Source organism: Pectobacterium sp. IFB5596, assembly GCF_021432585.1.
Classification (GTDB): Bacteria; Pseudomonadota; Gammaproteobacteria; order Enterobacterales; family Enterobacteriaceae; genus Pectobacterium; species Pectobacterium punjabense.
In genome coordinates this window covers 54,652-70,259 of record NZ_LXFY01000005.1, presented here as the reverse complement: position 1 = coordinate 70,259, position 15,608 = coordinate 54,652, and the positions used below count along the sequence as shown (strand labels likewise).

14 protein-coding genes are annotated in these 15,608 nt (G+C 52.9%); 6 read left to right on the top strand and 8 right to left on the bottom strand.

Going from position 1 to position 15,608, the window contains the following annotated elements; all coding sequences use genetic code 11:
• Positions 1-33: 33 nt before the first annotated feature.
• The 6 genes from aroB (at position 34) to trpS (ending at position 5,682) form a co-directional block, all read left to right on the top strand.
• Positions 34-1,119: a 3-dehydroquinate synthase gene (aroB, locus tag A6301_RS06775; protein WP_107168887.1), complete on the top strand. Its 1,086-nt coding sequence runs from the start codon at positions 34-36 to the stop codon at positions 1,117-1,119.
• A 166-nt stretch (positions 1,120-1,285) separates the two neighbouring features.
• Positions 1,286-2,302, top strand: coding sequence for an SPOR domain-containing protein (locus tag A6301_RS06770; protein ID WP_234257396.1), 1,017 nt, complete (start codon positions 1,286-1,288; stop codon positions 2,300-2,302).
• Between the two features lie 79 nt (positions 2,303-2,381).
• On the top strand, positions 2,382-3,194 hold the full coding sequence (dam, locus tag A6301_RS06765) for an adenine-specific DNA-methyltransferase (RefSeq protein WP_107168885.1): 813 nt from the start codon (positions 2,382-2,384) through the stop codon (positions 3,192-3,194).
• Between the two features lie 112 nt (positions 3,195-3,306).
• On the top strand, positions 3,307-3,984 hold the full coding sequence (gene rpe / locus A6301_RS06760; RefSeq protein WP_107168884.1) for a ribulose-phosphate 3-epimerase: 678 nt from the start codon (positions 3,307-3,309) through the stop codon (positions 3,982-3,984).
• Positions 3,977-4,681, top strand: a complete 705-nt coding sequence (locus A6301_RS06755; RefSeq protein WP_205540403.1) for a phosphoglycolate phosphatase — start codon at positions 3,977-3,979, stop codon at positions 4,679-4,681. Before rpe ends, A6301_RS06755 begins: the two co-directional genes overlap by 8 nt.
• A complete protein-coding gene (gene trpS, locus A6301_RS06750; protein WP_205540402.1) occupies positions 4,678-5,682 on the top strand; it encodes a tryptophan--tRNA ligase in 1,005 nt (334 codons plus the stop codon). The genes A6301_RS06755 and trpS overlap by 4 nt, the downstream gene beginning before the upstream one ends.
• A 59-nt stretch (positions 5,683-5,741) precedes the next feature.
• Here trpS and A6301_RS06745 read toward each other — a convergent pair whose 3' ends face one another.
• The 8 genes from A6301_RS06745 to nirB form a co-directional block, all read right to left on the bottom strand.
• Complete coding sequence (locus tag A6301_RS06745) at positions 5,742-7,193, bottom strand: M20 family metallopeptidase (protein ID WP_234257395.1); 1,452 nt, start codon at positions 7,191-7,193, stop codon at positions 5,742-5,744.
• Between the two features lie 93 nt (positions 7,194-7,286).
• Complete coding sequence (locus A6301_RS06740; RefSeq protein WP_205540400.1) at positions 7,287-8,156, bottom strand: transporter substrate-binding domain-containing protein; 870 nt, start codon at positions 8,154-8,156, stop codon at positions 7,287-7,289.
• Between the two features lie 372 nt (positions 8,157-8,528).
• Positions 8,529-9,293 (bottom strand): ABC transporter ATP-binding protein, encoded by a 765-nt coding sequence (locus tag A6301_RS06735; RefSeq protein ID WP_095993023.1) that lies wholly within the window; start codon positions 9,291-9,293, stop codon positions 8,529-8,531.
• The gene (locus A6301_RS06730; protein ID WP_205540398.1) at positions 9,290-10,024 is read right to left on the bottom strand and encodes an ABC transporter permease; all 735 of its coding nucleotides are present in this window, start codon (positions 10,022-10,024) and stop codon (positions 9,290-9,292) included. Before A6301_RS06730 ends, A6301_RS06735 begins: the two co-directional genes overlap by 4 nt.
• Entirely contained in the window at positions 10,024-10,740 is a 717-nt protein-coding gene (locus A6301_RS06725) for an ABC transporter permease (protein ID WP_107168878.1), read from the bottom strand. Before A6301_RS06725 ends, A6301_RS06730 begins: the two co-directional genes overlap by 1 nt.
• A 538-nt stretch (positions 10,741-11,278) precedes the next feature.
• Complete coding sequence (cysG, locus tag A6301_RS06720) at positions 11,279-12,658, bottom strand: siroheme synthase CysG (protein WP_234257394.1); 1,380 nt, start codon at positions 12,656-12,658, stop codon at positions 11,279-11,281.
• A 26-nt stretch (positions 12,659-12,684) separates the two neighbouring features.
• The gene (nirD, locus tag A6301_RS06715; protein WP_205540397.1) at positions 12,685-13,053 is read right to left on the bottom strand and encodes a nitrite reductase small subunit NirD; all 369 of its coding nucleotides are present in this window, start codon (positions 13,051-13,053) and stop codon (positions 12,685-12,687) included.
• Positions 13,050-15,602 carry a nitrite reductase large subunit NirB gene (nirB, locus tag A6301_RS06710; RefSeq protein WP_107168876.1) on the bottom strand — a complete coding sequence of 851 codons (2,553 nt, stop codon included), beginning with the start codon at positions 15,600-15,602 and terminating at the stop codon, positions 13,050-13,052. Before nirB ends, nirD begins: the two co-directional genes overlap by 4 nt.
• Positions 15,603-15,608: the final 6 nt, after the last annotated feature.

Genomic DNA, 15,608 nt, shown 5'->3' with positions numbered 1-15,608 from the left:
TTGAGCGGACCCTGAACGGGTTGTTTAACGAGCATGGAAAGAATTACCGTAACACTAGGGGAACGTAGTTATCCCATTACGATAGCCGCCGGATTATTTGATGATTCGGCATCTTTTATGCCGTTGAAAGCGGGGGAACAGGCCATGCTGGTGACTAACCAGACGTTGGCCCCTCTGTATCTTGACCGCGTTCGTGGTGTGCTGGAAAACAATGGCGTGCATGTCGATCAGGTGATCTTACCTGATGGCGAGCAGTACAAATCGTTGGCTGTACTGGATCAGGTTTTTACCGCGCTACTGGCAAAGCCACATGGTCGAGATACGACGATTGTCGCTTTGGGGGGCGGTGTCATCGGCGATTTAGCCGGTTTTGCCGCAGCCAGTTATCAGCGCGGCGTCCGGTTCATTCAGGTGCCGACAACGCTGTTATCACAGGTAGATTCTTCCGTCGGTGGTAAAACCGCCGTCAATCACCCATTGGGTAAAAACATGATCGGGGCGTTTTATCAGCCCGTATCGGTTGTGATCGATCTGGACTGCCTGAAATCCTTACCCGCGCGGGAGTTGTCATCCGGGCTGGCGGAGGTCATTAAGTACGGCATTATTCTGGATCGCGATTTCTTCCTTTGGCTTGAAGAAAATATTGAGGCAGTGCGTGCGCTACAGCATGACGCGCTGGCTTATTGCATTCGACGCTGCTGTGAAATCAAAGCGGCAGTGGTCGCCGCTGATGAACGTGAAAGTGGCATGCGCGCATTGCTCAATTTGGGCCATACTTACGGGCATGCTATTGAAGCTGAAATGGGCTACGGTAATTGGCTTCATGGCGAAGCGGTTGCGGCAGGCATGGTGATGGCTGCGCATACTGCACGTCGCCTCGGGCAGTTCTCCTCTGCGGACGTCGAGCGCATCAAGTCTCTGTTGGTTCGTGCTGGCCTTCCAGTGAACGGTCCGACGCAAATGACGCCTGAAGCCTATCTTCCTCACATGATGCGTGACAAGAAAGTGCTGGCAGGTGAGCTACGCCTGGTGTTGCCAACAGCGATTGGCCAATCAGAAGTCCGTGGTGGCGTTGCGCATGACATGGTGTTGGCCTCAATCGCGGATTGCCAAGCCTGACGCCTAATGCTAGCCAGTTATGAAAGACTGGCAGTTATGAAAGATAAGTATTAACGACAGACACGCCCTGATGGGTTATGGTTAATAAAATACAATGCGTTACGATTCAATGATTCGCCTTGACGATCGTATGGCGGATTCGAGTTTTTTAGTGGGGAGATGTTAAATGGATGAGTTCAAGCCGGAAGATGAGCTGAAGCCTGATACCAGTGACCGTCGACCTACTCGTCAGCAAAAAAGCAGCAATTTCGCGGTACCTAAAGTCGCGCTTTCCAGACAGCACCTGATGATTGGTATCGGGATTGTCGTGCTGGTGCTATTGATTGTGGGTATCGGCTCTGCATTGCAGGCTCCTTCCCAGCCACAAACGCCACAGACACAAAACCAAGCGGGGGGAGAGCGGAATATCGATCTCTCTTCATCGTCATCGATGACACAGAACTCGCAACTTTCTTCACAGGGTGAGAACCCTACGGCGGTTCCCGGTGATGTTGGTCATGGGCAAACATCCGCGCAGGTATCTTCCCAAGCGCCGATGTCACCCCAAACATTAAGTGCCCCACCGATTGCTGGTACGCCGACAGATGCGAAAGTTCAACCACCAGTGGCTGGACAGCAGCGTATTGAATTGCCCGGAAATATCACCGATGCATTGTCGCAACAGCAAGGGCGCGTGAGCGAATTCTCTCAGGGTGCATCAGGACATTCGACGCTGCCGACGGCGCCTGCAACGGTAGCCCCAACGGGGAAAACGCCAGCGGCGTCCTCAGCTAAAAATACGCACAGCACGACGTCTACACATGCTAGCAATGCTAAGCCTGCCGTGAACAGTGCGCCAAAAACGCCAGTAGCGAGTAAACCTGCTACTAATGCAAAAGCGGCTCCGACGACTGTCGGGCAAAACGTTTCCGTACAGAATGCGCCAGCCAGCCACTTTACTTTGCAATTGAGCAGCGCTTCACGCTCGGACACGCTGAAAGCCTACGCGAAACAACACAATCTCGCCCAGTCATGGGTGTATGAAACGAAACGAGACGGAAAATCCTGGTATGTGTTAGTGACCGGAGTCTATGCCTCTTCTGCGGAGGCGAAACAGGCGATTGCCGCGCTACCCGCAGAAGTACAAGCGAAAAAACCATGGGTTAAGCCGATCCGTCAGGTGAAGCAGGACTTGAATAAGTAACACCAATTTTAGCCCTGATGTGCTGTCTGACACAGAGTACAATCCGCGGCTCTGAAACGTATGAGTAACTAACGACGGCATGAAGAAGAACCGCGCTTTTTTAAAATGGGCTGGTGGTAAATATCCGCTGGTAGAAGAAATTCGTCGCTATTTACCCGCAGGAGACTGTCTTATTGAGCCTTTTGTTGGCGCGGGTTCCGTGTTTCTGAATACGGAATATGAGCGCTATATACTGGCTGATATTAATAGCGATCTGATCAACCTGTACAATATCGTCAAAGCGAATGCCGAGGAGTTTGTTCTCGACGCCCGTAAACTGTTTACGGATGAAGTGAACACGTCTGAGGCGTTTTATCTGCTGCGTGACGAATTTAACCTTTGCAGTGATGCTTATCGGCGTGCCCTGTTATTTCTCTATTTGAATCGCCACTGCTATAACGGCCTGTGCCGTTACAATATGCGCGGTGAATTCAATGTTCCTTTTGGGCGTTATAAGAAGCCCTATTTTCCTGAAGAAGAGATTCGCTGGTTTGCCCTGAAATCGCAAAATGCCACCTTCGTTTGTGAGCATTATCAGGACACGCTGGAAAAAGCAGAGAAGGGATCGGTTATTTATTGCGATCCGCCCTATGCACCGCTGTCTGCTACCGCGAATTTTACGGCTTACCACACTAATAATTTCAGTCGTGCCGATCAGCAAAGTTTGGCGCAATTGGCTCGGCGTTTGTCAGTAGAAAGCCAGATTCCCGTGCTGATTTCCAATCATGACACCTTGCTGACTCGCGAGTGGTATCAGGAAGCCGTGCTTTATGTTGTTAAAGCGCGCAGAACAATTAGCCGTAATATTTTAGGGCGTAGTAAAGTAAACGAGTTATTAGCCCTATATCGGTAATACCGCTTGGGCAAACAGAGCGCGGTGAATTGGTTAATGCCGTCTGAGAGGCGTCATTAGCCGAGAGTGAGGTTACCCGCAGGCATTCAGACTTTACCGTTTGGAGAAATGAATGAAACCGTTTTTAATCGCGCCGTCTATTTTGTCGGCTGATTTTGCCCGTCTTGGTGAAGATACCGCTAATGTGTTAGCTGCCGGGGCTGATGTGGTCCATTTTGATGTCATGGATAACCACTATGTGCCAAATTTGACGATTGGCCCGCTGGTACTGAAATCCCTGCGCGATTACGGCATTACCGCGCCGATTGACGTTCACCTGATGGTGAAACCGGTCGATCGTATCATTCCCGATTTTGCCAATGCGGGAGCCAGTTTCATTACTTTTCATCCTGAAGCTACCGATCATCTCGATCGTTCACTCCAACTGATCAAGGATCACGGCTGTAAAGCCGGGCTGGTGTTTAACCCTGCAACCCCGCTAAGTTATCTCGATTATGTCATGGACAAATTGGATATTATTCTGCTGATGTCGGTTAACCCTGGATTCGGCGGCCAATCTTTTATTCCTGGTACGTTGGATAAGCTTCGTCAGGTTCGTCGCTTGATCGACGACAGCGGTTACGACATTCGACTGGAAGTTGATGGCGGGGTAAAAGTGGAGAATATCGGCGCGATTGCGGAAGCTGGCGCGGATATGTTTGTAGCGGGATCGGCTATTTTTGGTCATCCGGATTACCGTACCGTGATTGATCAAATGCGTAATGAAATTTCAAGGACGAAACATGACTGAATTAACGGCGATTCGCGGGTTGGCTTTTGATTTGGACGGTACGCTGATTCACAGCGCACCGGGTCTGGCGGCGGCTATCGATCGGGCATTAGTGGCACAGTCATTGCCTGCTGCGGGTGAAGCCCGTGTTGCAACCTGGATCGGCAACGGCGCTGACGTTATGGTTGAACGTGCGCTACGTTGGGCGGGTGTTGAGCCGACGGGCGCGCGCTTGCAGGAAACGCGTGAGCGGTTCGATGTCTATTATGCGCAGACGGTGGATAGCGGCAGCACGCTGTTCCCACAGGTAAAAGAGACGCTGGCGCAGTTGGCACAGCAAGGGGTTCCGATGGCGGTGGTGACCAATAAGCCCACGCCGTTTGTTGCGCCACTGTTGTCAGGATTAGGGATCGGTGACTATTTTTCACTGATCATCGGTGGCGATGATGTCATCGTAAAAAAACCGCACCCCGCGCCGCTCTATCTGGTGCTGGGTAAACTGGGATTACGCGCTAGCGAACTGTTGTTCATCGGTGATTCCCGCAATGATATTCAGGCCGCGCAGGCGGCGGGTTGCCGCAGTGTCGGTATGACGTATGGTTATAACTATGGTGAAGCGATCGAGCTGAGTCAGCCGGATATCGTTCTGGATCGCTTCGCCGATATTTTGCCTCTGATCGGGCAGTCTTCTTCACACAATCAGGAACCCTTAGTATGAGCAAGCCCATTGTATTTAGCGGTGCGCAACCGTCTGGTGAATTGACCATTGGTAACTACATGGGGGCGTTACGTCAGTGGGTCAACATGCAGGACGATTATGACTGCATCTACTGCATTGTGGATTTGCATGCCATCACGGTACGTCAGGACCCGCAGGCGCTGAGAAAAGCGACGTTGGACACGCTGGCGCTGTATTTGGCTTGTGGCATCGACCCGAAAAAGAGCACCATTTTTGTTCAGTCTCATGTTCCTGAACATAGCCAACTGAGCTGGATACTGAACTGTTACGCCTATTTCGGCGAGCTGAGCCGCATGACGCAGTTCAAGGATAAATCCGCGCGTTATGAAGAGAATATCAACGCTGGCCTGTTTGATTATCCGGTGCTGATGGCCGCGGATATTCTGCTGTATCAAACGAATCAGGTACCGGTAGGTGAAGATCAGAAGCAGCATCTGGAACTGAGCCGCGATGTTGGTCAGCGCTTCAATAGCCTGTATGGCGACATTTTTAAAGTGCCGGAGCCATTTATTCCGAAATCGGGCGCACGCGTGATGTCTCTGTTGGAACCTACCAAGAAGATGTCCAAGTCCGACGATAACCGTAACAACGTTATCGGGTTGCTGGAAGATCCGAAAGCGGTGGTGAAGAAGATCAAACGTGCGATGACAGATTCCGATGAGCCGCCAGTCATTCGCTATGATGTGAAGAATAAAGCCGGGGTATCGAACCTGTTAGATATTCTGTCTGGCGTGACGGGAAAAAGCATCCCAGAGCTGGAGCAGGAATTTGATGGCCAGATGTATGGTCATCTGAAAGGCGCGGTGGCGGAGGCCGTGTCTGGTATGCTGTCAGAACTGCAAGAACGTTATCACCGTTTCCGCAACGATGAGGCTTTCCTGCAACAGGTGATGCGTGAAGGCGCTGAAAAAGCCAGCGCTCGTGCACAGGAAACGCTGAAGAAAGTCTACGACGCTGTCGGTTTTGTGTCCCGCCCGTAAGTCTTAATCACCGTCAGGAGGTTCTCTCCTGACGGTTTCCTGATACGTCTTATTTATTCCTACGGGATAGGCGCAAACACGTCGTCTGGAATCGGGTTCTCAAACGGTGTGTGCTGCAATCTTTCCTGGTGGTCGGCTTTTGCCTGTGCAATCAGTTCAGGCGTGACCAGCAGATCGATAGCCAGTGATGCCATCGCCTTTGCCGCATATTCCATGCCTTTATGCGCTGCGCCAGTTTTCCCCTGTGCAACCAACTGCCACGAATGCGCCGGTGTACCAATGGCGTAGGTGGCGCTGCGAATCTGCACGGTCGGCACAACCCAACTCACTGTTCCCACATCGGTGGAACCGATGAAGGCGTCATTCGGGCTATACAGCGGATAAATCCCATCATGTAGCGTTAAACCCGGCTGAGGTTTGACGCCGAAACGTGCGTAGGATTCGGCGATGTCTTCGGCGCTCAACGCCGTCTGGAACATTGCCGCGACCTTACGATCTTCGTCATCAAACGGTATTGGACCGAGTGCCAGCAGATGTTCGTGCATACGTGCTTCCAGCGGCGGATTTGCCAGCAGGTTGGCATCACCGCTAATCACCTCGCTGCGGACTTCGGTTTCTGTCATTAGCGCCGCGCCTTCGGCAATTTTCTTCACGCGTTTGACCAACTGATGCAGTTCTGGCAACTGACGTGCTCGTACGAGGTAACGCACGGTCGCGTTAGCCTGTACGACGTTTGGTGCCTGACCGCCGCTGTCGGTAATCGCGTAGTGAACGCGCGCGGAGGACGGCATATGCTCGCGCATATAGTTCACGCCAACATTCATTAATTCAACGGCATCCAGCGCGCTGCGCCCCAAGTGTGGGCTGCTGGCAGCATGAGCGGCGCGGCCTTTGAAGTAAAAATTCAGCTCGTTACAGGCCAGCGAGACCGGGCTGTTGACGCCAGTGAAGGTCGCAGGGTGCCAGCAGAGGGCAATATCGACGTCATCAAACACGCCTTCCTTGACCATAAAACCTTTGGACGATCCGCCTTCTTCCGCAGGGCAGCCGTAAAAGCGTATGGTTCCGGCCAGTGCGTGTTTTTGCAGATAATCCTTCACTGCCGTCGCAGCCTGTAGCGCCGCGGTGCCGAGCAGGTTATGCCCGCAGCCGTGGCCGTTGCCACCGTTTTCCAACGGCTTTGGCTCAGCGACATTCGCCTGCTGGCTTAGGCCCGGCAGCGCATCGTATTCACCCAGGATGGCGATAATCGGCAGACCTTCGCCGAATTCTCCCAGTAGCGCAGTCGGCATGTTGGCAATGCCTTTCGTCAGACGGAAGCCTTCTGCCTTCAGGACGGCTTCATGCTGTGCGGCTGAACGATGCTCTTCATAGTTTAGTTCTGGCGTATCCCAGATGCCGTCACTCAGCGTACAGAATTGCTGCCGCTTGGCCGCAATCAGGCCGCAGATCGCTTCCACGGTCTGATGATTGACGGCAGGAAGCGTTCCTTCATTGTGTGTTGCATTCATGCGTGGTGTGCTCGTTTGATTGCTCTGATGCATTTGCGAGGAGCGTGTCACAACCCGTTTGCTATGACACGCGATTCAACTAGAGGGTCATACTTAGAGTGGCGTGGTGTCCATACCGAACCATTTTTCACTCAGTTTTCTGATGGTGCCATCTTGCTTGGCCTGATCGATCGCTTTGTCGAACATGGCTTTCAGCTCAGGATCGCTTTTGCGCAGGCCAACAGAGGAGCCGCTACCCAGAATGCCGCCGATGAACTGTGGCCCTGGCATCACGATGTTCTCATTGCCTGGTTTGTCCGTCGTGCTTTTCAGATAAGGTGCGGAAGCAATGACCAGATCGACACGGCCAGCTTTCAGATCCAGATCGTGTTCCTGCGTGGTTTTATACTCGCGTACTTTCATAAAGCCTTTCATATATTTATCTAAAAAGGCGCTGGCGATAGAAGCAGATTGCACGCCAATAGTTTTGCCTTCCAGCAGCGGTTTCAGTTTCTCGACTTCTGCCAATGCTGTAGCTTCATCGGCAGGTTCAATGGAGAAACGCACGCCTGCATCTGGGAAATCTTTGGCGAGTGAGCTGGATTTCAGTACGGCGAAAGTTTGCCCTGACTGCGTGTACGGCTGGCTGAAATCGATCACTTCACGGCGTTTCGCCGTAGCAGACATACCTGCAATGATCGCGTCATATTTCCCCGCGTTTAGCGCAGGAATGGCGCTGGCGAAGGGCTGAACCATGATCTCGCATTTTACCTGCATGTTGTTGCACAGTACTTTATACAGTTCGATCTCCATGCCATCCAGCGTCCCGTCTGGCTTGGTGAAGTTATACGGGTGGTAAGCGCCTTCGGTCGCGATGCGGACGGTTGTCCATTTTTTCTCTTCTGCGGAGGCGGTGAATGAAGCAGCCAACGTGCCTGCCATACACAGCGAGCAGGCGAGTAGAGTGAGTTTTGATTTGATCATTGGTGTTCTCCCGGCGTTTTATATCGTTATATACCCGTCATACTTCAAGTTGCATGTGCGTTGGCCGCGCTACTCGACACACTTACGTGTGCCTCGCCCCGTTGGGGCCGCTGCAAGCAGCGTTCAAATCTGCCTCAGGCAGATTTGTCAGTCACCCGAATCACTTACCTGAGTAAGCTCATCGGGATGAAATGAGAGACATCCTGTCTCTCACCGGAGGCCAGCCGTTGGCTGGTCAAATTCGTTCCCGACGAATTTGTCCTTCTCTTGCCGCCTTCCTGAAACTCGAATTATTTAGGGTATGTTTTGTTTATTCCCTCTGAATTTCGTGGCAGAGGTAGATGTCTGAACACGAAATCTGCGGGGCTGTGTTTACCAACTGGCAATAAATTGCCGGAAGCGAGCCGACTGGCTGGCGGTGAAAACCTGCTCCGGCGTTCCCTGTTCTTCAATTTCCCCCTGATGGAGGAAGACGATACGGTTAGAAACTTCGCGGGCAAAATCCATTTCGTGAGTCACGACCAGCATGGTCATCCCTTCGTCCGCCAGCGTGCGCATGACGCGCAGCACTTCGCCAACCAGCTCGGGATCGAGTGCGGAGGTTGGCTCATCGAATAGCATCACTTTTGGTTCCATCGCGAGCGCACGGGCAATCGCCGCACGCTGCTGCTGTCCACCGGACAAATGTGCAGGATAGTAGTGACGCTTATCCGCCAGACCGACTTTCTCTAATAATTGCTCGGCGTGTTCCACGCACTCTGCCTGTGGACGCTTTAAGACGTGTACGGGCGCTTCGATGATGTTTTCCAACACGGTCTTGTGTGACCAGAGGTTAAAATTCTGGAATACCATGCCCAACTGAGTACGAATTCTGTCGATCTGCTTGAGGTTCGACGGGCGGTTCTGCCCTTTGCGGTTCGGCTTCATTTCAATCGCTTCTCCGCCGACGATAATCTCACCCTGATCGGGAAGCTCAAGCAGGTTGCTACAGCGCAGCAGTGTCGATTTACCTGAACCGGACGATCCCAGAATGGAGATGACTTCTCCCTGATTGGCTTCAATCGAAATCCCTTTCAGGACGTCCAGAGAACCGAAGCTTTTATGAATGTTGCGCAGGCTAATGGCGGGTGTCGTCATTGCAGATCTCCCAATTTCTTAATTTTTTTCGCTGCCGGTTGCGCGCCCGGCGCACGGAGATGAGGGGTAAGCGTAAATTCTGTCCACATCAGTAAACGTGTCAGAATAAGGTTAATAAACAGATAAATAGCGCCGGCGACCAAGAAGACTTCGAGCGCTCGGTAGGTTTCCGCAATAAGGCGTGCGGCGATACCGGTGATTTCCATTAGTGTGATGATGGAAGCCAATGAGGTCGATTTGACCATCGAAATCAGCTCATTGCCGTAAGCCGGCAGTGCCTGACGGATTGCCAGCGGGAAAACGATACGCTTGAAAATCATGAACGACGGCATGCCGCAGGCGCGTGCCGATTCGATCTGGCCTGTGGGAACGGACTGCAATCCACCACGGATAATTTCACTGGCATAGGCTCCGGTACACAGGCTGAGCGACAGCAGTGCGCACCAGTGTGGCTCCCGCAGGAACGGCCAAAGCATGCTTTCTCTCACCCAGGGGAATTGCCCCAGCCCGTAGTAAATCAGGAACAGCTGAACCAGCAGCGGTGTGCCGCGGAAAAACAGCACATAGGTTCGTGCAATGGAGCGCAGCACGGCAAAGGATGATAACTGCATCAGTGCTAAGCCCAGCGCCAGAAAGAAGCCCAGAAAAACCGAGCTGACCGCCAGCTGTAGGGTCAACGGAATACCGGGAATAATCTCCAGAAACGTGTCGTACAGAAAAGGAAAATCCATCAGCGTTTCACACCCCGGGAATAATGAGATTCAGCACGGCGCATAATCCAGCCGGAACAGATTGAGATAAGCAGGTACAGCAGCGCGGCTGCCATGAAGAAATCAAACGGTTTACCGGTAGAACCGGCGCCAGTTTGCGACTGCGTCATCAGCTCTGCGACGCCGGTAACGGAAACCAGCGCAGAGGTTTTCAGCACCAACTGCCACACGTTGCCGAGTGGGGGGATCGCGTGGCGCAGCAGGAGCGGTATGATGATGCGGCGCAGGCGTAATAGCGTTGGCATACCACAGGCTTTGGCGGCCTCAATTTCCCCTTTGGACACGGCGTAGAAGGCACCGCGGTAGACTTCCGTTTGCTGCGCACCAGAGGAAATGCCGACGGCGAAGACGCCAGCGAGGAAGCCAGGAAAACCGAAGAACTCATTGCTGCCAAACAGTTTGGCGAGCAGGGTTAGCGCAGAGCTGCCGCCGAAATACAGCAGGTAGATGATGAGTAGATCGGGGACGCCACGGATAAGCGTCGTGTAGCCATCGGCCAGATAGCGCACGGGGCGATTGCCGCAAATTTTGGACCAGGCGCCGATCGTACCGATCACCGCCCCCAGCAGGAAGCCGCAGATCGCCAGTGCGAGCGTCATTCCTGCCCCAATCAGTAATAATTTTCCCCAGCCGTGTTCACCAAAACTGATGAGTTGCCAGAAAGTAATGTCTTCCACAAGTGACTCCAAACTGCCTGTTTTTGGCAAATTTCATTCTTAGCAAATAGTGTTCTTAGCACGTTTTGTTGGTAGTAAAAGAGTGCTCCGTTACACAGAACTGTGTTTGTGGTGAGAGGGCTACACACTCTGTTCAGGAACAAGAGCAGTAATGCGTAATGGTATTAACTCGATGATGTACTCCTTCTATGGAGTACGAATTCGATGAAACACGATGGTTTGACGATGAAATCGGCTCGATAAGAACGATTCAGAAGTCGTGCCGCGAATCTATTAGAAAGCTAAGCAATACTTGGGCCACGTTTCCACGCAAATGATAATTGATTATTTATTCACATAGCCTGCTTATTAATGAGTTTTGTTTTAGTCAAAATAAGACAGATGTGGCCTGTGGTAAAGCATTAAAGTGACATTTTGTAAGGGAGTATGTTCAAAATAGTGCATTATTATGCTATTTGGTGGGGCGTTGCATTATGATGTTGCAATAACCGCTATCCGGCAGGACGGATAGCGGGTGAGTCGGTAAATGAGAAGAGGATTATGCTGTCCGGTCTGAAAACCAGCTCAATTTTTCCCGTAGCCCGACAACGTTACCGATGATGATCAAACTCGGGCTGCTGGCTTGTTGGGCTAACTCGCTCAATTGGGAGAGCTGCCCACTCAGAACGCGCTGTTTGGTTGAGGTGCCGTTTTCGATAATGGCGACAGGCACGGTTTCCGATAACCGCTGTTCGATGAGCTTACTTTGAATGTGCTCAGCCTGCTGAAGCCCCATGTAAAACACCAGCGTTTGTTTTTCCGCTGCGAGACTGGACCAGTCCAGATCGGTGTCGTGCTTGACGTGTCCGGTAATCAATCTGACGCCCTGCGAGTGATCGCGATGGGTGAGAGGGATACCGCTGTAGGCTGAGCAGCCTGACGCAGCAGTAATACCGGGAACGACAGAGAACGGTACGCCCGCCTGTTGCAGGTGCTCCAGCTCTTCGGCTCCACGGCCGAAGATAAAGGGATCGCCGCCTTTCAGCCTGACGACCCGATGACCGGCGCGTGCCTTTTCTTCCAACAACTGATTGATTTGATCCTGAGGGACGCTGTGGTAGCCAGAGGCTTTGCCGACGAAAATTCGCTCGGCGTCGCGGCGTGACAGATTGAGAATCTCTTTCGAGACCAGACGATCGTAAACGACGATGTCAGCCTGCTGTAGATGCTGTAGACCTTTCAACGTTAGTAACCCGGCATCACCCGGTCCCGCGCCAACCAATGTTACTTCACCTCGGTCATCGAGCGGCGCGGAGAAAAGCAGTTCCGTCAGTTGTTGAACGCTCTGGCTATTTTCATTTGCCAGCGCTTGCGCCAGCCGATCGTGTACAAAGAGCTTTTCCCAGAAGCGGCGGCGTGCGCTCATATTGCGGAATCGGCTTTTGACCCGACTACGCAATTCACCTGCGTATGTCGCCAGCTTACCGAGATTTTGCGGCAGAATACTTTCCAGTTTTTCCCGCAGTAGCCGAGCCAATACCGGCGCCGCGCCGCCAGAAGACACCGCGACCATCAGCGGTGAACGGTCAATGATCGACGGCATAATGAAGCTGGCACGTTCTGGTGAATCCACCACGTTACAGAAAATCCGGCGCTCGCTGGCGCTGGCATAGACATGGTTATTGACGTCCTGATCGTCGGTAGCGGCAATCACCAGCCACACCGCGTCCAGTAACGTCGGATCGAAGGTGCCGTGTACCAGCGTTAATTGAGCATCCTGCTCCCACGCCCGAAATTGATCGTTAAAATCGAGCGCATTGACGGTAATCACTGCGCCAGCATCCAGCAATAGCCGGGCTTTACGCTCGGCTATTTCCCCCCCTCCTACCAATAGACAAGGTTTATCGTGCAACTGACAGAATATTGGCAGGTAATCCATGTAACGCCTCTTGAAAGCTCAGGTTATTAGGGTAATGGTTGGCTATTATCAACCGCGATGTCACGGTCTGCGATGGATATTTGCACATTACCGTTTGTTACCTGAGCATCATAAGCTGCAACAGAATAGGCTCCATCCTCCAGACAGAATCCATCATAAAGGCGGAAATGCTGTTTTTTCAATGGGCTTGCGACCCAAAGATCGTCCTGATGCTCTCCCACTATCCCGCGACTTAATACACTCGCCTGTGCGAACGGATCGATATTGCTGATGGCGTAAACCTGCTCATCGTTACGTGGGCGGAACACGGCAATCTGTTGCTGCTCGACGAGTGCACACACGCCAGTGCCGGGCAGGATGTCGTCTAACTTACATACGGTCGTCCACTGGCTCATGCGTTTTCCTCCGCTAGTTCAATCTGTTTCACCGGAATACGCTCGGCAGGGCGTGCCGGACGGTGTTGTTGACGTTCACTCACCATTTGCACGTTCGGGTCACGTACCGGGCTGTTAATAAAGTGAGCAAAGCGTTTCTGTGCTTCCGCATCTTCCAGCGTTGCCTGCCATTCGCAGACGTAGCCTTCCCGCAGGCGTGCGATATCGGATTCAAGTTGGTCGTTAATGCCCAGTTTGTCTTTCACAATTACATTGCGCAGGTAGTCGATACCGCCTTCGAGGTTATCCAGCCAGACGGACGTACGCTGGAGCTTATCGGCCGTGCGGATGTAGAACATCATGAAGCGATCCAAATAGCGGACTAAGGTCTCGCGATCCAGATCGGCTTCCAGCAGGTCAGCGTGGCGCGGTTTCATCCCGCCGTTGCCGCATACATAGAGGTTCCAGCCTTTTTCGGTAGCGATGATCCCCACGTCTTTACCCTGTGCTTCCGCACATTCCCGCGTACAGCCGGAAACGCCAAATTTCATTTTGTGCGGGGTGCGAATACCTTTGTAGCGGTTTTCCAGCTCAACGCCGAACCCTACGCTGTCGCCGACGCCAAAACGGCACCAGGTGCTGCCGACGCAGGTTTTTGCCATCCGTAATGCCTTGGCGTAAGCGTGGCCGGTTTCAAACCCGGCTTCGATGAGCTGAGCCCATACGTCAGGCAGGTCGTCTTTCTGTACGCCGAATAGCGCCATGCGCTGAGAACCCGTCATTTTGGTGTACAGGTTGTATTGCTTCGCGATGCGACCAATGGCGATCAGGCCATCCGGCGTGATTTCCCCGCCTGCGGAGCGTGGGATCACGGAGTAGGTGCCGTCTTTCTGGATATTGCCGAGGAAGTTGTCGTTAGAATCCTGCAACGGCGTGTGCTGCGGTTTGAGCACGTACTCGTTCCAGCAGGAAGCCAGCAGGGACGCGACGGTCGGTTTACAGACCTCACAGCCGTAGCCTGAACCGTGTTTCTCCAGCAGTTGATCGAACGTTTTGATTTTTTCGATTTGGATCAGGTGGTACAGCTCCTGACGCGAATAGGCGAAGTGTTCACACAGATGATTATTGACTTCGATCCCCTGTTTGCTGAGTTCCGCGTTCAACACCTGCGTAAGCAGCGGGATACAGCCGCCGCAGCCCGTACCGGCTTTGGTGGTTTCCTTAAGCGCCGCGACGGTATGGCAGCCGCCGTTAATCGCTTTGATGATGTCGCCTTTGGACACGTCGAAGCAGGAGCAGATTTGCGCACTTTCTGGCAGTGCATCGACACCCAGCGTCGGTTTCGCACTGCCAGCGGACGCAGGAAGAATCAGCGCTTCAGGAGAATCCGGCAGCGGGATTTTGTTCAGCATGAATTGCAGCAGGTTACCGTAATCCCGCGTGTCGCCGACCAGCACAGCACCGAGCAGCGTTTTATTGTCGGCGCTGACGATCAGTCGTTTGTAGGTTTCTTTATTTTCATCCAGCCACATGTAGCTGCGAGAGCCTGGCGTATGGCCGTGTGCGTCGCCAATCCCGCCGACATCGACGCCCATCAACTTGAGCTTGGCGCTCATATCGGCGCCCTGGAATCGGTTTTCATGCCCTAACAGGTGGTCGACGGTAACCTGTGCCATTTTGTAGCCGGGCGCAACCAGACCAAATGGCCTGCCTTGCCAGGCGGCACATTCGCCGATGGCGTAGACGTCAGGGTCGGAAGTTTGACACCAGTCGTTAATCGCGATACCGCCGCGTGGGCCAATTTCCAGCGCACACTGACGTGCCAATTTGTCTTGTGCGCGGATACCGGTAGAGAACACGATGAAGTCGACTTCCAGCGTGCTGCCGTCGGCAAACACCATCGTCTTGCGGCTTTCCAGACCAGAATGTTGGATCGCCTGCGTATTCTTGCTGGTATGCACACGCACACCCATGTTTTCAATCTTGCGTTGCAGCAGGGTGCCGCCCTGTGCATCTAACTGTTCGGCCATGAGCACGGGGGCGAACTCAATGACGTGTGTTTCCACGCCAAGGTGTTTCAGCGCGCCAGCCGCTTCTAGACCTAATAGCCCCCCGCCGATCACCGCGCCGCGCTTGCTACGGCGTGCGCAGTTTTCGATGGCGTTCAGATCTTCAATGGTGCGGTAGACGAAACAGTCTTGCCCGTTTGATCCTTTGATTGAAGGAATCCAGGGGTAGGAGCCGGTTGCCATGATGAGCTTATCGTAATACACGGTACGGCCGGAATTGGAGTGAATGGCTTTTTCACTGCGGTTGATGGTGATGGCGCGTTCACCGAGCAGGACGTTAACGCCATTCTTTTCGTAATAACCTTCGCGTACTAAAGAAAGTTCTTCTACCGTATGGTGAGCGAAGTAAGAAGAGAGGTGGACACGATCGTAGGCAACGCGGGGTTCTTCACAAAAAACGGTAATCTCGTAGGTGGACGTTGGGGCCTTATCCAGCAACTCTTCGATAAAACGGTGGCCAACCATCCCGTTACCGATAACAGCGAGTCTGACTTTGTTCATTTTTGC